This is a genomic window from Pseudomonas hunanensis, assembly GCF_013393325.1.
In the GTDB taxonomy this organism is placed as follows: domain Bacteria; phylum Pseudomonadota; class Gammaproteobacteria; order Pseudomonadales; family Pseudomonadaceae; genus Aquipseudomonas; species Aquipseudomonas putida_P.
The window spans coordinates 242,031-260,931 of sequence record NZ_QJRC01000080.1 but is presented as its reverse complement, the minus strand read 5'-3'; the positions used below and the strand labels follow the sequence as shown (position 1 = coordinate 260,931).

Sequence of the window (18,901 nt, the reverse complement as noted above, 5' to 3'; positions counted from 1 at the left end):
TTGGTACATAATTTTCTGAGGCTGATTGTCGCAGGGCTGAATGTGCGAAGGTGTCGCTAAAAGTCTAGATCAGGTGCTGAAAAAAGCATTAAACGGGGAGTTTCTGCCGTTTTTGCAACCGGCATTCATACTTTCGTCGAGTGTGTTGCGCGCCCACGTTCAGCCTCAGCTTCAGGCTGGCCACGGGGAACTACTGCCATAGAACACCGCCAACCAGATGGTGGCCGTGCCGGGTGCGGTCCATTCCACGCGGTGGCGGTAGTGCGGCGGAATATCCAGGCAATCGCCCGGCGCCAACAGGCGGGTGTGGTGCTCGTGCTCGAAGCGCAGCCCCGCAGCTCCACTGAGCAGCACGATCCACTCGCCTTCGGCCTGGTCGTACCAGAAACCGGGCGGGCTGGCCTGGCCGCTGGAGACGATACGCTCCACGCGCACCCCTGGGCGGCTGAGCAGTTCGTCGACATGTTCGGCACTGGCGGGGTCGCAGGGCGGCAGGGCGGCCAGCAGGTTGTTCGGTATCATGGAAAGCCTCGCTGTGAAGGTGTGATGCCACTATGGACGCAAATGCCATGCAGCGCGCTTCTTGACCCGCCCGGCCGTTTGTAAGAACTTTCCGAGTTTTGGAAGGTGGCCAGCAAATGGACAAACTCCTGGCAATGAAGATGTTCGTGGCCACCGTCGATGCCCAGGGCTTTTCTGCGGCCGCGCGCAGGCTAGGGCTGGCGACATCGTCGGTGACGCGCCTGGTCGATGCCCTGGAAACGGCGCTGGGTGCCACCTTGCTCAACCGTTCCACGCGTCAGGTGAGCTTGACTGAGGCCGGTGCCCGTTACTACGAGCGCGCACGGGGTATTTTCGAGGCGCTGGACGAGGCTGATGCCAGTGTTGCCGATCGCGGCGAAGAGCCAGTCGGCGTATTGCGACTGTGCTTGCCAGTGGAGTTCGGCAGGCGGGTCATCGCCCCGCACCTGGGGCCGTTCCTGGCAAGGCACCCGGCACTGGAGCTGGACATCGACCTCAGCGACCGCCTGGATGACCTTCTGGACGGGCGCTACGATCTGTCGGTTCGCCTGGGCGACCCATCGCCCAATGACGAGCTGGTGTGCCGCCAGCTCGGTCGCTTCCAGCGTTGGTTGGTGGCCAGCCCGGCTTACCTGGCGGGGCGTGAGCCGCTGCAGCACCCCCGGCAATTGCTGGAGCACGCCTGCCTGCGCTTTCGCTACGGGCAGAAAGCGCGGCCCTGGCGCCTGGCCTGCGGCCAGGAGAGCCTGGAGCTGGACGTAAGCGGGCCGCTGCGCAGCGCCAACGCCGACATGCTGCGTGAAACGGCATTGGCAGGCAGTGGCATCGCACTGCTGGCCGACTGGCTGGTACGCACAGATGTGCTGGCCGGGCGCCTGCAGCGGGTATTCCCCGACTGGCAGGCCAGCCCTGGCACGGCCAACAACAGCATCAATGCCCTGTACCTGCCCAACCACCGGGGTTCGCGGCGGGTGAACGCGTTCATCGACTTTTGCGAAAACTTACTGAAAAACGACGGGTAGTGTTGCGCAGAGCGCAAAGCCGCGTTGCGCCAAGACCGGATTCTCGGCGAAAGCGCGCATGGGTAAGGTAGCCAGCATATACCCCTAGTCGAGGAACCTCGCATGAATCCCTCCCTTGCGGCAGCGCAACCGGCAGCTGCCAGCCTGAGCCGGGCCCTGGTCGTGCTACTGGCATTCTGCTGCGGCGCGATCGTCGCCAACATCTACTATGCCCAGCCCATCGTCGGGCTGATTGCCCCAGACTTGGGGCTATCCACCGAGCATGCCAGCCTGATCGTTTCCCTTACCCAACTGGGTTATGCCCTGGGCCTGTTGTTGCTGGTGCCGCTGGCCGACCTGCTGGAAAACCGCCGCCTGATGGTGGCTACCGCTGTCCTGGCCTGTTTCAGTCTGCTGCTGGCGGGCACCAGCAGCAGTGGTCAGGGGCAGTTGTTCCTGGGTTACGCACTGCTGATCGGTTTCAGTTCTGTGTCGGTGCAGATGCTTATCCCGCTGGCGGCGCACCTGGCGCCGGAACAGCAGCGTGGCCGGGTGGTGGGTAATATCATGGGCGGCCTGCTGCTGGGTATCCTGCTGGCGCGCCCGGTTTCGAGCCTGGTGGCTGACCACTTTGGCTGGCGCGCGGTGTTCATTGGCGCCGCCGGAGTCATGCTGGCGATCATCCTGTTGCTGGCGCTGACCCTGCCGCAGCGTCGTCCCGAGCACAAGGCCAGCTATGCCGGGCTCATGCTGTCGCTGCTCACTCTGCTGCGCCGTTATCCACTGCTGCGCCAGCGTTCGTTGTACCAGGCGTTGATGTTCGCAGCGTTCAGCCTGTTCTGGACGGCCGTGCCGATGGCCCTGGCCAGTGAACACGGCCTGTCGCAGAGCCAGATCGCCGTGTTCGCCCTGGTCGGTGCAGTGGGCGCCATCGCTGCACCCATGGCCGGGCGCCTGGCGGATGCCGGGCATGCCCGCGCCGGCTCGCTGTTGGCGCTGATGCTGGCGCCGGTGGCCTTGCTGCTGGGGCTAACAAGCCCGGGTTACAGCGTGATCGGCCTGGGCCTTACCGGCGTGCTGCTGGACTTTGCGGTGCAGATGAACATGGTCATTGGCCAGCGCGAAGTGTACGCACTGGACCCGGCCAGCCGCGGGCGGCTGAACGCGGTGTACATGACCAGCATCTTCCTTGGCGGGGCGCTGGGGTCGGCGGTGGCCAGCGCGTTGTTCAGCCAGTTTGGCTGGCAGGGGGTGGCGCTGGTGGGGGCAGGCTTGCCGGGTGTTGCGTTACTGGTCTTCCTGCTGAAGGCCCGGCGAGCCTGAACAGGGAGCGTGCTATCGGCCAAGCGGCAGCGCCACGCCAATCAAGGCGAACAGGCTGCCGCAGCAGCGATTGAAACCCTTGCCGCCCTTGGCCAGCCAAGGGCGAATGCGAAATGCCAGGCGCGCCAGCAGGTACTCGACCAGGAACTCGACGCTGGCGAAGGTCGCCGCCATTACCACGAACTGCAGCACCAGCCCACGCTGTGGGTCGATGAATTGTGGCAGGAAGGCACCATAGAACAGCAGCACCTTGGGGTTGGCCATGGCCGACAGCAGGCCTTGGCGGAACAACCCGGCATTGCCGAGCCGCGCGCTGCGCTCGGTCAGCTCCAATTGCAGGCCGGGGCTGCGCCACAGCTGGATACCCAGCCAGATCAGATAGGCGCCACCCACCCACTTCAAAACGCCCAACACCGAAGCCGAGGTTTGTAGCAGCGCGCTGAGGCCGAACATGGCCAGGGCGATCAAGGCGCTGAAGCCAAACACCCCGCCCACGATGGTGAACAACGTTCGCCGCGCGCCATACAGGGCGCCATGTGTCAGCGCCAACAGGCTGTTGGGCCCTGGGGTCAGCGACAGGCCGATGCTGGCCAGCAGGTAGATGAGCCATGTGTCGAGGGCCATGTTGGAAATGCCTGGTGATGTGGGGATGCCAGTCTAGGGCCTGATGATCCGGCTGATAGAGTATGATCTGGACATTTAATGGTCGTTTATGGACTCGCTGACATGCAGCCCGACATTCGCCTGCTGATCCTGCCGTTACCGGATTTTGCCCTGCTGCCGTTTGGCGCCTTTCTCGACAAATTGCGCTTCAGCGCCGACGACGAGGACTACAGCCAGCAGCGCTATTGCAGCTGGACCGTGGCCGGGCTCAGCCTTGACCCGGTGCAATCAAGCAGTGGTGCGGTGCTGCAGGTCGAGGCGATTGCCAGCCAGCTCGACCTGAGCAGTTTCGACTACCTGGTGGTGTTCGGCGGTCGCAATGCCATGGCCACTGCCGCGCTGGCGCCACGCTATCAGGCGCTGCTGCACCAGGCCGGCAAGGCCGGTGTGAAGCTGGTAGGGGTCGATAATGGCGCCTTCCTGCTGGCCGCCTGCGGACTGCTGCAGGGGCATGAGGTGGTGGTGCACTGGCGTCACGAAGCCGAGTTTCGTGCTGCCTTCCCGCAGCTGCGATTGCTGCGTGAGCAGTTGTACTGCATCGATGGCAATCGCATCACGTGTGCCGGCGGCACCGCCGCCATCGACCTGGCTGTTGCGCTGCTCTCACACGCTTGCGGGCGTACCCGCGCGCTCAAGGGGCTGGCCGATATGCTGGTGGACGAAACTCGCGACAGCCGTCATGCCTTGCGTTCGCTGGAGCTGGGCGCCGGGCAGGGGCGGCAGGTGCAGCGGGCACAGGCGCTGATGCGCCATCACCTGGGCTCGCCGTTGGCAGTGGAGCAACTGGCCAAGGAACTGGGCATCAGCCGGCGCCAGCTGGACCGCCAGTTTCAGGCCAGCCACGGCATGAGCGCCAAGGCCTGGTGGCTGGAAATGCGTTTGCAGCAGGCGCGCTGGCGTTTGCTCAACTCCAGTCATAGCCTGGCGCAGATTGCCGATGAAGTGGGCCTGGGCGATGCCAGCTACCTGGGCAAGTGCGTGCGCCGTCGGTTTGGCTGTACGGCCTTGGCCTTGCGAGCAGGCAGCGCTTACTGCGGTGTGCCGAACAAGCCTGTCCAGTAGATCCCGGCATCGCTCTTCGGGTCTACCGCATAGGCAGCCCCCAGTTCACGGAAGTCTGGGTTCATCAGCGTGGCGCAGTGCCCTGGGCTATCCAGCCAGCCGTCGACCACTTTGTGCGCAGTATCACGCCCGGCGGCAATGTTCTCGCCGATTTGCTGATACAGGTACCCGGCCAGTTCCGCCCGGTCACCGGGTGTGCGGCCATCCTTGTCGATGTGGTCGAAGAAGTTCTGGTTGGCCATGGACCGCGTGTGGTTGGCAGCCACCCCGGCCAGTACTGTGCTCCAGCTCAGTGGCGGGGCGGCGGCAAAGGGTTGGCCACCGCATTGGCGTGGCACCTTGCGCGCAGCGTTGATCTCCTGCAGCACTTTCTGCCCCTCGGCTTGCCAGTCACCCAGGCGGCCGCTGAGCAACGGCCGGGCCAGCACGATGCGCCAGTCGCGGCCCTCCTGGCTGACGCCGATATCGACGAATTGCGGGTCGAGCACTACCTGGCAGAAGCTTTCCTCGATGGCATGCATGGCGGCGCGCGCATCGCGCGGGCCCGACAGGCTGATGGCCTGGACGTTGACCATGGGGTAGGCCGCGCGGGTCATGGCCTGTTGCAAGTCGCGGGTGCCTTCTGGCGACAGCGCAAGGCGAGTGTCGCTATTGAGCGGCGGCAGCTCCAGCGACGCCTCGCCACCGCAGGGCTGGGCCTTGCTGCGGTACACATTGATCGAATCGATCAGTTGCGCCTCTTCGCCGGTGACAGCCAGTACCCCGGTCGAAACGACCAGGCCCAGCGACAAGGCGGCAACGGATGACAGGACGCGCATGTGGATCTCCCTATGACTGGCAGCGTCGTGGTATGCGCTGCTCATCCTACACAAGCCGGGGGCTTTTGGCCCTAGCTCGTGCAAAGCAATGAAAGCGCCGGCAATCGTTGCTGGCGGCAAAAGAGGGAGTAGACCACTGGCCTGCGGAAAAGTGCGATGAATTGCTAATCATTCTTATCGAGCCCGCACGGTCCGCCGCGTTCGCATCAACGCGCCAACGCCTGGTTCGGCTTGTAGAACAGGAAGTGGGTAGTCTGCGCTGTTTTGCGATACGCCTTGGCCCAATCGGGGTGCACGGTGCGGTCGTGGAAGTACAGCGCGCCGCCGGTGGGGTCCTTCAACTGCTGGTTCAGTGCCTTGCGTGCGATTTCTTTGGCGACATCGTAGCGCTGGGCTTCCTCGACCTGATCCGAGCGCCCGTCGCACCACCAGGAAAACTGGCAGGCCTTGCTTTCCACGCCCTGCTTGACCACCCCGCAGATGGTGTCCGGGAAGCCATCGTGGCCCAGGCGGTTGAGCACCACGCTGGCCACGGCGGTCATGTCCTCGGCATCGGCGCCTTTGGCTTCCCAGTAGATGGTGCGGGCCAGGCAGGTGATGCTGTCATCCAACGGCGCCTTGCCAACCGGGTCGACCGCCTGCGCTTCGCCTGGGGTCAGTTTTTCAGCTTTTTTGGGGGGAGGGGCATCTTCCACCACCTTTTCTTCAAGCACTTCGGCCTTGTCCTCGGCGACGGCGGCCTTGGCCGGGTCGGCCGCATTCAAGGGGCCAGCGAGCAGTGCCGAGGTGAGGCCGAGCAGCATCCAGTAACGGCGCATGGGCAAGCTTCCGAAGGGTGGAGTGAGTCTCAGTCTAGCCAAGCGTAAGCATTAACACCAAAGGCAGGGTGGCGGCGGCCGCTACGGTCTGCAGGGCGATGATGGTGGCCATCAAGGGCGCATTGCCGCCCATTTGCCGGGCCATCACATAGGATGACGAAGCGGTGGGCAGCGCTTGGAACAGCACCGCCACCACCGCCGCCTGACCACTCAGGCCGAGCACTCTGCACAGGCCCCAGGTGGTCAGTGGCATGACCAGGAACTTGAACGCCGACGCCGCCATCAGCGGGCGCACCTGCTGGCCCAGGCGAGCGCCGCCCAGTGCCGCGCCGACGCACAGCAAACCCAGCGGCAGGGCGGCCTGGCCCAAGGCCTTGATCGTGGGCTCGATCCCGGTCGGCAAGCCCAAACCGGTGGCCCTCAGCAGCAGCCCACCCGCACAGCCGACGATCAGCGGGTTGGCGAAGATTGCCCGTAGCACCGTGAGCGGTGAACTGTGGCGGGCGCTGAAGCGGGCGAACACCAGCACGCAGAGCAGGTTGACCAGGGGGACGATGGCGGCATTGGCTACCGCCGCCAGGGCAATCCCTGCACTGCCGTAGATGCCAGCCGCCAGGGTGGCACCAATGTAGTTGTTGAAACGAATACCACCCTGGAACACCGAGGTGAAATCGGCGCCATCGTGGCTTACCGCCCCTTGATACAGCATCAGTAATACGGCGCCGGCCAGGGTCGAAAGCATCAGTGCGCCGACCATGCCCAGCACCGGTACGCCATCAAGGTTGGCGGTGGCCAGGCCGTGCAGAAACAGCGACGGCAGCAGTACGTAGTAGCTCAGGCGCTCGGCGCCGGGCCAGAAGCTTTCGCCAAGAAAGCCGCGTAGGCGCAGGAAGGTGCCCAAGGCAATCAGCAGGATGATCGGGAGCAGGGTGGTCAGCAGCAAGTGGAGCATGATCGACGTTCCGTGGTCGGGTACGCGAACAGACTACGGGTGAGGAACGGTCTGTAAAAACGTTGTTTTCTGCACTGACTATTGAGAAAAAATGCATTGTTGCAGCTTACGACTCCAAGGCTGTCTTCAGCACAGCACTCAAATGCCGTCGCTGGCTTTTCTCATGCTCCAGCAACACCACACGTCGCGTCAGCTGCGGCTCGCCAAACGGCAGGCAAGTGGCGGGCGGCAAGCGCTGCAGGTCGTCATCGGCCATGGGTACGATCGCCACGCCCAGGCCCATCACCGCCATGCGCGCCAAAGCTTCCTGGCTGTCCAGTTCCATCTGCTCGCTCACCTGCAAATGCTGGCGACGCAACTCCTGCTCGATCTGTCGCCCGGCCCAGGCGCGCTTGTCGAAGCGCAGGAATGGCTGGCTGGCCAGCAACTGCGGCACGCTGTGCCCGGCCAGTTCAGGGCTGGCGATGACCCAGAAGCGGTCTTCGAACAATGCAGTGAAGTCCAGGCTTTGCGGGTAAGGGCTGACGGGTTCGGTGGTGATCGCCGCGTCGAGTTCACCGTCCTCCACGCGTCGCGCCAGCTCCGCCGACATGCCCGAGGCCACGCTGATGTGCAACTGCGGGTGGTTGGCCTTGATCCACACCAGCGCCCTGGGCAGGCGCCGCGCCAACACGGTATGGATCGCCCCCAGGCGCAGGCGGCCGCGCAGGCTCGGGCCGCAGGCCAAGGCGTCGGCCAGTTCGTCGTAGGCAGCCAGAATGCTCTCGGCGCGAGCCACCGCCAATTGGCCTGCTTCAGTCAGGGCCACCTGCCTGCGGCTGCGGTCGAACAGGGGAACCTGCAACTCGTCTTCAAGGGTCTTGATGTGCAGGCTCACCGCTGAAGGGGTGAGGCTGAGCAGGTCGGCGGCGCGGGCGAAGGTGCCGTGGCGGGCGATGGTCACCAGGGTGCGCAGGGCTTTGAGAGACATGCGGGCGGGTCCAGGGTTGAACGGTCAGTGCTGCATTGTCAGGCCCGGCCGTTTCGCAGCACAAGGCTGCTCAGCGCCTATTACGCCCATACGCCTGGCTGATCCTGTCGATCACCATGGCCAGGGCAACAATTGCCAGCCCGGCCTGCACGCCCTGACCAACATTCAAGGTCTGGATCCCCGCCAGCACATCCTCACCCAGCCCACGGGCGCCGATCATCGACGCCACTACCACCATCGACAAGGCCATCATCACCGACTGGTTGAGCCCGGCCATGATGCTTGGCAGCGCCAAGGGCAGGGCGATGCGCCGCAACCGCTGCCAGCGGCTGGCGCCCAGGCCGTGGGCCGCCTGCAACAACGAAGGGTCGATTTGGCTCAAGCCCAGTTCGGTCAACCGCACCAGCGGTGGCAGGGCGTATATCAGCGTGGCGAATACGGCGGGCACCTTGCCCAGGCCAAACAGCATCAGCACCGGGATCAGGTAAACGAACGCCGGCAGCGTCTGCATCACATCCAGTACCGGCAGAAGCAACCGCCTGGCCAGCGGTCGGGCGGCCAGCAGGATGCCCAATGGCACGCCCACCAGCACGCACAGGCCGGTACTGACCAGCACCAGCGCCAGGGTTTGCAGCAGCTTGTCCCACAGCCCGAGCATGCCGATAAATGCCAGCAGCGCGACCAGTATTGTGCTGCGCACAACGCTGCGGGTGGCGTGCCAGGCCAGCAGGCCGACCAGCAGCAACAACAGCCACCAGGGCAGCAGGCGCAACAGGTTCTCCAGGCCGACCAGCAGTTGCAGCAAGTGGTCTGAGACGCTGCGCAGGTGGTCGCCGTAGTTCATCACCAGCCAGTCGACCAGGCGGTTGACGCTGTCGGCAAAGGAAAACTGCAGAGTCTGCGGGAAGCCGTCACTCACAGGCTGGCCTCGACCTTGGCGGCGATGTCCGCAGGCAGCCAGGTTTTCCACACATCAGGGTTATCGCGCAGGAAGGTCAGGGCTGCGTCGCGCGGTGGTGTTCGTTTTTCGCTCATTGCGGCCAAGGCCTGGTTCAGGCGATCGATGGGCAGGTCCACCCGTTCGAACACGCTGACCAGGTCCGGGTAGCTCTCACGAAAGACCTTGGACACGCCAATCGACAACTTCGCCGGCAGCGACCGGCTGCCCTTCGGGTTGGGGTTGCCGGCATCGGTGAGGGTGGCCCAGGCCTGGGCATTGAATGGTGGCTCTTGCAGGCGTACAAGCTTGTAGCGCCCCATCAGCGGGGTCGGGTTCCAGTAGTAGAACAGCACCGGTTGGCCACGACGGATAGCCGAGCCGATCTCGGCGTCCATCGCCGCGCCGGAGCCACTGCGGAAGTTGGTATAGAGGTCATTCAAACCGTAGGCCTTGAGCTTCTGGCTGTTGACCGTTTCAGACGTCCAGCCGCTGGGGCTGTTCAGGAAACGGCCCTTGTCGGGCGACTCGGGGTCGCGGAAAACCTGCGGGTAACGCTTGAGGTCCTCGACACTGCGCAACTGGGGTGCCAAGGGTTTCAGTTTGCGTGCGGCATCGCCTTCGATCACATAGGCCGGCACCCACCAACCTTCCTCTGCATTTTTCACCGTATCGCCCAGCGCGAACACCTGGCCGGCCTGTTCGGCCTTGACCCAGGCAGGGCTGCGCCCGGCCCACTCCTCGGCGATCACTTGCAGGTCATTGCGCGCCAGGGCCACCTCCATGCTGACGGTGCTACCGGGCAGGGTGTCGGTGGTGTAGCCGTAGCCGCGCTCCACGATCAGCCGCAGGATTTCGGTGGTGAGGGCACCGCTTTCCCAGCCGATGGCGCCAAAGTGGATGGGCTCGCTGCGTTCTGCCGAGGCGGCGCTGTCGGTGGCGGCCAGGCTGACAGCGAGCAGCAGGCTGGCCAGCAGCATTGGAAGTCTGTTCATCGGGGCCTTCGATTGCCATTGAGTGGATGCGGGCAAGTGTAGACGAGGCCCCTGGCGCATCGCCGGCGCGGTCGGGGGAAGGTGCTCCCACTGCCCAGGCGTGCTGCGCGCTGCAAAGCTGGGCTCTTCTGCTTGGCATGCACACCTGAAGAGGCAGCCCCGATGACGCTGGATTTACATTTCGTGTATTACCGCAACTTTCGTTTCGATGGAAAACTTCATGTTCGCTGTTACGGTGCAGACCTGCACAAGGTCAATCGCATCCGCTACGAACTTGAACGGGCTGGCCCCGACGGCCCGGTTTCATTCCCGGGAAAGTCCGTGTACTCCCAGGCACGCAGCGGCAAGCCGAGCGACCATGGATGCCCTGCCACGTTGCTGGCCGAAGAGGAGGCGGGCGTGTATTCGATCCAGCCCAAAGTCGTGCTGCTCGATGAGCATGCTCGGGCGCTGGGCCGGCCGGTTGGCGCAGCTGGCGTTATCGACATGCGGCCCTTGGTGCTCGACATAAAGGCTGACGAGGTCAACAGGAGCATCCTCGACAAGGTGCCGGTACCCGGTGCTGGCGGGCGTCGTAAACGAGCCGTGGAGCAGGTGCAGGGAGGCGACGATGGGCCGCAAGGGATGCCCACCTTGGCACCCGGCACACCGTTCCCGCCGGTTGTCATCGAATTCATCCCCGGAGGGCACGAGCGATTTCTCCGAGAGCTGGAGCCGGGCTCAGGTTCTGCATGGGTCCGCTACTGGCCGAACCTTGAATCGGTACTCGCGTTGCGACCTGTTCTGGACGAACAGGAACAGGGCGAAGACAGGCTCCGGCCATTGCGCGACCATTACATTCTCGACCAGCCAGCCAGCATGCTCGGTGACACCTACCTCGCCTTGCTCAAGACTTTGGCGGCGCGGGAGTATGTGCAGTCACTGCAGTTCATGCCGGCAGCGCCCCAGCCAAGCCTAATTTTGCTCGGCCTGGCCGGGCTACTGGCAACGCTGCTGACCGGCGGCGCCGTGGTGGCGGGCAACCATGCCTATGAAAATGCTCAAGCTACACCCGATTTCGAGCCGCGCCAGCATTACCTCGACGCACCTGGCCCCCGGTGGCAAGGGCTGAATGTGCGCGAGGCCTGGGCGCAGCAGGTAACGGGTTACGGCGCGCGGATTCACTTCAGTGATGGGGGGTTGCACCCTGATCATGAAGACTTGCGCGGCAATCCTGCCTTGAAAATCGTCTCGCTCGAACCCAACCATGATCCCGACCACGGAACGGCTTCGGTGGGAATCATTCTGGCTGCGGGCAACGGTATTGGCGCGACCGGGATCAGCCGTAACAGCGAACTGTACCTGTACAACAACCGCGCGGAGGATGCCCAAGGCAGCTTCCAGGCGCTCAAGGACCTGCTACGGAATGTAGAACCCGGCGACATCGTGGGTATCAATCGGCAGACCGCCCATGCCGAGGTGCTGAGCACCATGTTGCCATCCTTGCACGACAAGGCCTGGTGGACTGTCATGCAGCAGTTGAGCCGGCGCGGTGCCGTGGTGGTCAATGCAGCAGCCAATGGCAGCAGCAGGACGCTTGCGGACAAAGGCACCCGTGCTGGCGAAGGTGTCGACCTGGCCAACTGGCCCTATTTTGCCGACCATGGCGATTCAGGTGCGATTCTGGTGGGGGCCTGCCATTCGTATGACGGCAAGCCCCACGCCTACTCCAATCACCATTACCGTTACCGTATGCTCAATGCCTGGGGCGACAGCGTAGTCACGCTTTCCTATGGCGATTTGCAGGACCTGCGTGGTGAGGAAAGGGACTACACAGGCCGCTATGCTGGCACTTCCAGCGCCACGCCGATGGTGTGCGGTGCATTGAGCCTGATCCAGTCCTACGCCATGGAGCAGCACCACGTCTACCTCAATGGCAACCAGATGCATCAGTTGGTCATGGCGTCTGGCTACGACGATGCCATGCTAGCGGGTACCGAGGTGCTGCCGATGGGCGCCAGGCCCAATGTGCATGGCGCGCTGGTGCTGCTGGACCGCATCCTCGGCGGCGGCAGGTTCGCGGCCTGAGTCGGGGCCGGCAGGTGCCGGCCCCGCCCGGCTCATACGCGAAACTGGTCCATCAGCGCCTGCTGCTGGTTGGCCAGGCTGTTCAGCGACTGGCTGACCCGCGCCGACTCGTTGGCCTGGCCTGACAGCGACTCCGTCACATCACGAATGGTCGCCACGTTGCTGTTGATTTCCTCGGCTACCGCGCTTTGCTCTTCGGCGGCCGAAGCGATCTGCAGGTTCATGTCGGTGATCACCGTCACCGCCTGGCCAATGCGCTGCAGTGCAGTGACGGCCTGGCCGACCTGCGCAACGCCACTCTGTGCCTGGCGGTGGCTGTGGTCCATGGCGCCGACCACTTCCTGGGTGCCGTTCTGCAAGGCTTCGATCACCTGGCGGGTTTCTTCCACCGACTCCTGAGTGCGTCGAGCCAGGTTGCGTACTTCATCGGCGACCACGGCAAAGCCACGGCCGGCTTCACCGGCACGGGCAGCCTCGATGGCGGCGTTGAGCGCCAGCAGGTTGGTCTGTTCGGCAATCGAGCGGATCACCTCCAGCACCGAACCGATCTTTTCGCTGTTCTGCGCCAGGCCTTCGACTTCGGCCATGGCGTCGCTCATGTTGGCGGCCAGGGTATCGATGCTGGTGGTGGTGCGGTCGATCACGGCCAGGCCTTCCCGGGTGGCCTGGTCGGCGTCACGCGCGGCCTGTGCCGCCTGCGCGGCGCTGCGGGCGACATCCTGGGCGGTGGCGCTCATTTCATGCGAGGCGGTGGCTACCTGGTCAACCTGGCGATACTGCTGCTCCATGCCGGCGCTGGTTTCAGTGGCAATTGCCGAGGACTGGTCGGCAGTGCCTCGCGCGGCCTGCACCGAGCGTTTGACCTCGGCGATGGTCGGCTGCAACTTGTCGAGGAAGCGGTTGAACCAGCCGGCCAATTCACCCAGTTCGTCCTGCTTCTGGTAGGTCAGGCGGCGGGTCAGGTCGCCTTCGCCGCTGGCAATGTCCTTGAGCATGGCAGCCACGCCGAGGATCGGCCGGGTAACGCCACGGGCCATCAGCCACACCATGAGCAGGCCGGCAATGGCAGCGGCCAGGCCCAGGCCCAATTCCAGCAAGGTGCCGCTGGTATTCAGCGCGTCCAGTTCCTGCTTCAGTGTTTCGGCCGGGCCGGTCAGGGCATTTTCCGGTACATCCAGCAACACGCCCCAAGGTTGTGCGTCGGGGATCGGCCGGAAGGCCGCCAGCACCTTCAAACGCTGCTGGTCGTGGAGGATAGTCATCTTGCCATTGGCCAGTTTGCCTACCAGTTCGGCGCCCTTGGCCGGGTCTACCTGGTCAAAGCGCTGGGCCAGCTTGCTGGCATCGGCGCTGTAGCCCGCCAGCAGGCCGACCGGGCTGAGTATGCCGACCGTGGTGCGGCCTTCGTAGAGGCTGCGGCTGGCCTCCTGGCTCAGTGCCTGCAGGCTGTTGAGGTTGATGTCGATGGACAGGGTGGCAATGATCTTGCCGTTGACCGCCAGCGGGAAGACGATGCTGGTCATCAGCACCTGCTGGCCGTCGATGTCATAGAAGTAGGGTTCTACCACGCACACCTTGCCGGTCGTGCGCGGGCATACCCACCAGGTGTTGGCTGGCTGGCCGCTGGGGCCGATCTCGGTGTTGGCCATGTCATGCTCAGGCAGCGCCATGGCGGTCAGCTGGCCGGCACGCGGCTGCGACCAGTACAGGGCAAAGCGACCGGTTTCGTTGCTGCCCAGCTCTGCCTTGCCGGCGAACAGGCTGTCCTTGCTGTCCAGGGCGTTGGGCTCGAACACCAGCGACAGGCCGAGGAGGTCGGGGTTGGCCTGTAGCGCGGCGCGCACCTGACGGGTCATGTCCTCGCGCAGGTCGAAGGCATCGAGAAAGCGCTTTTCGGCCTGCTCGCGCAGGAACAGCACCTGGCGGGCGAAGCCGGCGCCGTACTGGTAGGCATCCATGAACTGGCGGCGGATGTTCAGCGCCTGCACTTCACCCTGCGACTCGATACGCGACTGCGCCGCCTCGGTCAGCATCTGCATGCTGCTGGCCTTGACCAGGTCCGAGCTGTGGTCCATGCGGTACAGCGACAGGCCGACGAGCAAGGTGACGATGCCGGCCAGGCAGAGACCGGCGAGCAGGGTGATCTTCCACTGGATGGAAAGTTGTCGCAAAGGCATGGGGGCGGATCCCTTGTAATAAGAGTGTGGCTTGCGACTGTGTCGGCGGCCTGGGTTTTTTCTTTATTCAAACGTTCAATTTAATTATCAGGTCCGCTGCAAGGCATTGGTAATGTGACGCAACATGGCGCTTTTGACATCTGCCGCCCACTGCTTCAGAGTTCGCGCTTTTTTCCGCCGTAATGAGGTAAGCCAATCATGAATGCAGTGATCGCCGCGGTCGGCATCATGCTGATACTCAGCCTGTCCCGCGTGCACGTGGTCATCGCCCTGATCATCGGCGCCCTGGTCGGTGGGCTGGTGGGTGGCCTGGGTGTCGAAGGCACGCTCAAGGCCTTCAACGGTGGCCTCGGCGGTGGCGCCACGGTGGCGTTGTCCTATGCACTGCTGGGCGCCTTTGCCGTGGCCATCGCCAAGTCTGGTCTGGCCCATGCCCTGGCCGATCGCGCCCTGGTCATGATCGACCGCCAGGGCCATGCCCATGGCGGCAAGGTCAAATGGCTGATGATCGGCCTGATGCTGGTGGTGGCCGTGTCGTCGCAGAACATCCTGCCCATCCACATTGCCTTCATCCCGTTGCTGGTGCCGCCGCTGCTGTACGTGCTGACGCGCCTGCGCATCGACCGCCGGTTGATCGCCTGTGTGATCACCTTTGGTCTGATCACGCCGTACATGTTCCTGCCGGTGGGTTTCGGCAACATCTTCCTCAACGAAATCCTGCTGGCCAACGTCGCCCGCGCGGGTGTCGACGTGAGTGGCGTCAATGTCACCCACGCCATGGCCATCCCAGCTGCCGGTATGCTCGTCGGCCTGTTGCTGGCGGTGTTCATCAGCTATCGCAAAAAGCGTGACTACGACCTGGCGCGTATCGAACAGGTGGAACAGGTGAGCGTGCAGTACAACCCGCTGACCTTGCTGGTGGCCGGGTTGGCGATCGCTGCTGCCTTTATCGTTCAGTTGCTGTTGGACTCGATGATCATCGGTGCCATGGTTGGCTTCCTGATCTTCTCGCTGTCAGGCATCGTCAAGTGGAAGGATACCGACGACCTGTTCACCGAAGGCATGAAGATGATGGCCATGATTGGCTTCATCATGATTGCCGCGTCCGGTTTTGCCGACGTGATGAAGGCTACCGGTGAGGTGAAGAGCCTGGTGGAAACCTCGGCCCAATGGATCGACCACAGCAAGGGCATCGGCGCCTTGCTGATGCTGTTGGTGGGCCTGCTGGTGACCATGGGGATCGGCTCGTCGTTCTCCACTGTGCCGATCCTGGCCGCGATCTTCGTGCCGCTGTGCGTGCAACTGGGCTTCGACCCGCTGGCCACGGTGTGCATCGTCGGTACTGCCGGTGCGCTGGGGGATGCGGGTTCACCGGCCTCGGACTCGACCCTGGGGCCGACCTCGGGCCTGAACGTGGATGGCCAGCACCACCATATCTGGGACACGGTGGTGCCGACCTTCATCCACTACAACCTGCCGTTGCTGGCGTTCGGCTGGTTGGCGGCAATGACCTTGTAAGGCGGGGAGGGCGTCAGCCCTTGTCGGGGGGCGGCGAGATGCGGTTTAGCACGGTGCTGCCGTCCTTGCTGCGGGTCAGGTAGACCGGCAGCACCTTGGGCAGGTTGTTGACCAGGCGCCCCACTTCACGGGTGTTGTAGATACCGCTGATGCGAATGCGACCGGTACTGGCGTCGGCCAGCTGCAGCGGTGCGTCGAGGTAGCGGTTGATCACCGGCAGCGCTTGTTCCAGGCTCAAGTTGTCGAGCACCAGCTTGCCGCTGCGCCAGGCCAGGCTGTTGCCGTAGTCGTCGCTCTGCTCCAGTTGTGGCTCGAAGTCGCCCTTGTGGTAGCTGGCCTGCATGCCAGGGCCGAGGCGATAGCCGCCGGCGCTGCCATCGCTGGACACCAGCACCGAGCCTTCCACCAGGGTAACCTTGACCTGGTCCTGGTACTTCCACACGTTGAACTGGGTGCCGGTGACCCGGGTTTGGCCATGGCCGGCACGCACGATGAACGGGTGGCTGCTGTCGTGCTGTACCTTGAAGAACGCCTCGCCGCGCTTGAGCGTGACCTGGCGCTGGTCTTTGTAGTTGAGGTAGGTGAGCTCGGTGTTGAGGTTGAGCTGCACCGTGCTGCCGTCGCTCAGCTCCACCGTCTGCATGCGGTCACTGGCTTCGAAGTGTTGGTAGTGGTTGGGCAGCCAACCCTGTTCCCACCCCATCCAGCCTGCCAGTGGCAGCATTGCCAGGGCAATCGCCGCCGCAGACGCCAGCGGCCGCCAGTTGCGCGGGCGTGCGGCTTGCTTGGCGGGCGGGTTGAAGTCGATGACGGTGGCGTTGCGCGGCAGCAAGTCGGCGGTTTGCCAGATTTCCAGCATCGCCTGGTATTCCTCGGCATGCCGTGGGTCGGCCGCCTGCCAGCGGGCGAATGCCTCGCGCTCGGCCGCCGTGCAATCTTCGGCGTGCAGGCGCATGCACCAGTGCGCGGCGGCGTCGGTGATGGCATCGTCTGGGCTGGGATTGAGGCGGTCGTGGTTCATTGCGGCTCCGGGTTTTGCGCATTCTACCCTTGCAGAAGGGCCCCCGAGAACCGGCGTAATGGCGAATGACTATCAGTTGTGCCGGTTTTTCGTCGGTTTTGCAACGGTTTTTCAGCGTCTGAGAACCCTTCGCGTACAAGAATACAAGCTGAAATCCACGGGGCTGCTGTGCAGCCCGTCGCGACAAAAGGCCGCCCGCACAAGTGACCGCATGTCTCTTGTGGGGGCGGCCCTTTGTCGCGCTAGGGACGCCAAGCGCCCCCAGGGCCTTTCAGAACTGTGCTGCCTCCAACCCATAAAGGCTGTCGCTGCCCGCTCTGATGCTGGCCTCCAGCCCTAACCCGCGCGGCAATACCCGCTGGTAGAAGAACGCCGCACACGCAAGCTTGGCCCCATGAAACGTTTCGTCCTCATCACGCTTGGCCAACGCCACCGCCGCCATTCGCGCCCACATATAGGCATATGCGGTAAGCCCGAACAGTTGCAGATACTCGACTGCCACTGCGCTGACCAGGTTGGCATCCGCGCCGGCCCGCGCCCGTAGCCAGGCGCTGGTAGCCTCCAACCGCGCCAAGCTTGCCTGCAGTGCCTCGCGGTGCAATGGCGCATCCACACTGAACGCTCGTACTTCGGCGGCAAAGCTGGCCAACGCCTGACCGCCGTCGGCCAGCACTTTGCGCCCGAGCAGATCAAGGGCCTGAATACCGTTGGTGCCTTCATAGATTTGCGCAATGCGAACGTCGCGCACTCGCTGCTCCTGGCCCCATTCGCGGATGTAGCCGTGGCCGCCGTACACTTGCTGGCCCAGCACGCAGCTTTCCAGGCCGTTGTCGGTGAAGAATGCCTTGGCCACTGGTGTCAGCAGCGCCACCAGGCGCTGGGCATGTTCGCGCTCGCCGGCGTCTTCGGCATAGCGCGCCAGGTCCAACTGTTGGCCAACGTAGGCGGCGAACGCCCGGCCACCTTCGGTGAGGGTGCGCATGGTCAGCAGCATGCGCCGTACATCGCCGTGGTGGATGATCGGGTCGGCAGCCTTGTCCTGCGCCTGTGGGCCGCTAGCGGCGCGGCTCTGCAGGCGCTCGTTGGCGTAGCGGGCGGCGCTCTGGTAGGACGCCTCGGCGCAGCCGATGCCTTGTATGCCGATGGACAGGCGCTCGTAGTTCATCATGGTGAACATCGCCGCCAAACCTTTGTTGGGTTCGCCCACCAGGTAACCGAAGGCACCATCGAAATTCATTACACAGGTCGCCGAGGCTTTGATGCCCATCTTGTGCTCGATCGAGCCGCAGTGGGCGGCGTTACGCGCGCCTAGCTGGCCATTGGCCTCGACCTGGTACTTGGGCACCAAAAACAGCGAGATGCCCTTGGCGCCGGCGGGTGCGTCGGGCAGCTTGGCCAGCACCAGGTGGACGATGTTCTCGGTCAGGTCCTGCTCGCCACCGGTGATGAAGATTTTGCTGCCGCTGATGCGGTAACTGCCATCGGCTTGGGGTTCGGCGCGGGTTCGGATCAGCCCCAGGTCGGTGCCGGCATGGGGTTCGGTCAGGCACATGGTGCCGGCCCAACGGCCTTCGTACAGGGGCGGCAGGTAAGTGGCCTTGAGCGTTTCGCTGGCGTGGGCATCGATTGCCAGGCAGCTGCCGGCGCTCAACGCCGAATACAGGCTGAAGCTGCAGTCGGCGGCGTAGAGCATTTCCTCGAACAGCACGCCGAGCATCTTCGGCATGCCCATGCCGCCGTATTCCGGGTTGCCACCCAGGCCGACCCAGCCACCTTCGCGGTAGGTGTTCCAAGCCTCGCGGAAGCCGTCGGGGGTGGTAACCACGCCTGCGTCGAAGTGCACGCCTTGCTCGTCACCGTTGCGGCTGAGCGGGGCGATCAACTGCGCGGTGACTTTGGCGGCTTCCTCGAGGATGGCGTCGGCGGTATCGGCGTCGATGCGCTCGGCCAGGGCGGGCAGGCGGGCCCACAGGGCCGGGGCGTTGAATACGTCATGCAGGACGAAGCGCATGTCACGCAGGGGGGCGGAATAGGTAGTCATCGTTGGCTCTTGAAGG

The 18,901-nt window shown here is 64.0% G+C and carries 16 protein-coding genes and 1 pseudogene; 5 read left to right on the top strand and 12 right to left on the bottom strand.

All coding sequences use genetic code 11. The features are described 5' to 3' along the window. Window positions 1–171 precede the first annotated feature (171 nt). Window positions 172–522: a cupin domain-containing protein gene (locus tag DM807_RS09695; RefSeq protein ID WP_012271999.1), complete on the bottom strand. Its 351-nt coding sequence runs from the start codon at window positions 520–522 to the stop codon at window positions 172–174. 116 nt (window positions 523–638) lie between these two features. Here DM807_RS09695 and DM807_RS09690 point away from each other — a divergent pair, with 116 nt between their 5' ends. Together DM807_RS09690 and DM807_RS09685 are read left to right on the top strand one after the other, a co-directional pair. Further along, a complete protein-coding gene (locus DM807_RS09690; protein WP_060493467.1) occupies window positions 639–1,544 on the top strand; it encodes a LysR family transcriptional regulator in 906 nt (301 codons plus the stop codon). A 102-nt stretch (window positions 1,545–1,646) separates the two neighbouring features. Then, window positions 1,647–2,846: an MFS transporter gene (locus DM807_RS09685; RefSeq protein WP_060514205.1), complete on the top strand. Its 1,200-nt coding sequence runs from the start codon at window positions 1,647–1,649 to the stop codon at window positions 2,844–2,846. Window positions 2,847–2,858: 12 nt separating this feature from the next. Here DM807_RS09685 and DM807_RS09680 read toward each other — a convergent pair whose 3' ends face one another. After that, entirely contained in the window at window positions 2,859–3,470 is a 612-nt protein-coding gene (locus DM807_RS09680; RefSeq protein WP_012272002.1) for a LysE family translocator, read from the bottom strand. A gap of 102 nt (window positions 3,471–3,572) precedes the next feature. Here DM807_RS09680 and DM807_RS09675 point away from each other — a divergent pair, with 102 nt between their 5' ends. Beyond that, window positions 3,573–4,571 carry a GlxA family transcriptional regulator gene (locus tag DM807_RS09675; RefSeq protein ID WP_060514204.1) on the top strand — a complete coding sequence of 333 codons (999 nt, stop codon included), beginning with the start codon at window positions 3,573–3,575 and terminating at the stop codon, window positions 4,569–4,571. On the opposite strand, the gene DM807_RS09670 is transcribed toward DM807_RS09675, so the two are convergent. From DM807_RS09670 to DM807_RS09645, 6 genes are all read right to left on the bottom strand, one after another. Next, window positions 4,538–5,389: a CAP domain-containing protein gene (locus tag DM807_RS09670; RefSeq protein WP_012272004.1), complete on the bottom strand. Its 852-nt coding sequence runs from the start codon at window positions 5,387–5,389 to the stop codon at window positions 4,538–4,540. The genes DM807_RS09675 and DM807_RS09670 overlap by 34 nt on opposite strands. Window positions 5,390–5,595: 206 nt before the next feature. Beyond that, a complete protein-coding gene (locus tag DM807_RS09665; RefSeq protein ID WP_012272005.1) occupies window positions 5,596–6,207 on the bottom strand; it encodes a cell wall hydrolase in 612 nt (203 codons plus the stop codon). A gap of 34 nt (window positions 6,208–6,241) precedes the next feature. Next, window positions 6,242–7,159, bottom strand: coding sequence for an AEC family transporter (locus tag DM807_RS09660; protein ID WP_060493465.1), 918 nt, complete (start codon window positions 7,157–7,159; stop codon window positions 6,242–6,244). A gap of 106 nt (window positions 7,160–7,265) precedes the next feature. Beyond that, window positions 7,266–8,129 (bottom strand): LysR family transcriptional regulator, encoded by an 864-nt coding sequence (locus tag DM807_RS09655; RefSeq protein WP_060493464.1) that lies wholly within the window; start codon window positions 8,127–8,129, stop codon window positions 7,266–7,268. A gap of 70 nt (window positions 8,130–8,199) precedes the next feature. After that, window positions 8,200–9,048, bottom strand: a complete 849-nt coding sequence (locus DM807_RS09650) for an ABC transporter permease (RefSeq protein ID WP_012272008.1) — start codon at window positions 9,046–9,048, stop codon at window positions 8,200–8,202. Further along, entirely contained in the window at window positions 9,045–10,061 is a 1,017-nt protein-coding gene (locus DM807_RS09645; protein ID WP_179027319.1) for an ABC transporter substrate-binding protein, read from the bottom strand. Before DM807_RS09645 ends, DM807_RS09650 begins: the two co-directional genes overlap by 4 nt. A 162-nt stretch (window positions 10,062–10,223) precedes the next feature. Between DM807_RS09645 and DM807_RS09640 the strand changes: the two genes are divergently transcribed. After that, window positions 10,224–12,128 (top strand): S8 family peptidase, encoded by a 1,905-nt coding sequence (locus tag DM807_RS09640; protein ID WP_179027318.1) that lies wholly within the window; start codon window positions 10,224–10,226, stop codon window positions 12,126–12,128. A gap of 32 nt (window positions 12,129–12,160) precedes the next feature. Here the strand turns inward: DM807_RS09640 and DM807_RS28090 are convergent, their stop codons facing one another. Further along, on the bottom strand, window positions 12,161–12,916 hold the full coding sequence (locus DM807_RS28090; protein WP_407075133.1) for a methyl-accepting chemotaxis protein: 756 nt from the start codon (window positions 12,914–12,916) through the stop codon (window positions 12,161–12,163). Window positions 12,917–13,018: 102 nt separating this feature from the next. Continuing rightward, window positions 13,019–13,984, bottom strand: a pseudogene (locus DM807_RS28085) (methyl-accepting chemotaxis protein); the annotation flags it as partial. 519 nt (window positions 13,985–14,503) lie between these two features. Between DM807_RS28085 and DM807_RS09630 the strand changes: the two are divergent. Then, entirely contained in the window at window positions 14,504–15,823 is a 1,320-nt protein-coding gene (locus tag DM807_RS09630; RefSeq protein WP_012272012.1) for a Na+/H+ antiporter family protein, read from the top strand. A gap of 13 nt (window positions 15,824–15,836) precedes the next feature. Here DM807_RS09630 and DM807_RS09625 read toward each other — a convergent pair whose 3' ends face one another. Both DM807_RS09625 and DM807_RS09620 read right to left on the bottom strand, forming a co-directional pair. Then, entirely contained in the window at window positions 15,837–16,844 is a 1,008-nt protein-coding gene (locus tag DM807_RS09625) for a FecR family protein (protein WP_179027317.1), read from the bottom strand. A 271-nt stretch (window positions 16,845–17,115) separates the two neighbouring features. Further along, window positions 17,116–18,885 carry an acyl-CoA dehydrogenase C-terminal domain-containing protein gene (locus DM807_RS09620; RefSeq protein WP_060514199.1) on the bottom strand — a complete coding sequence of 590 codons (1,770 nt, stop codon included), beginning with the start codon at window positions 18,883–18,885 and terminating at the stop codon, window positions 17,116–17,118. Between the last annotated feature and the right edge of the window lie 16 nt (window positions 18,886–18,901).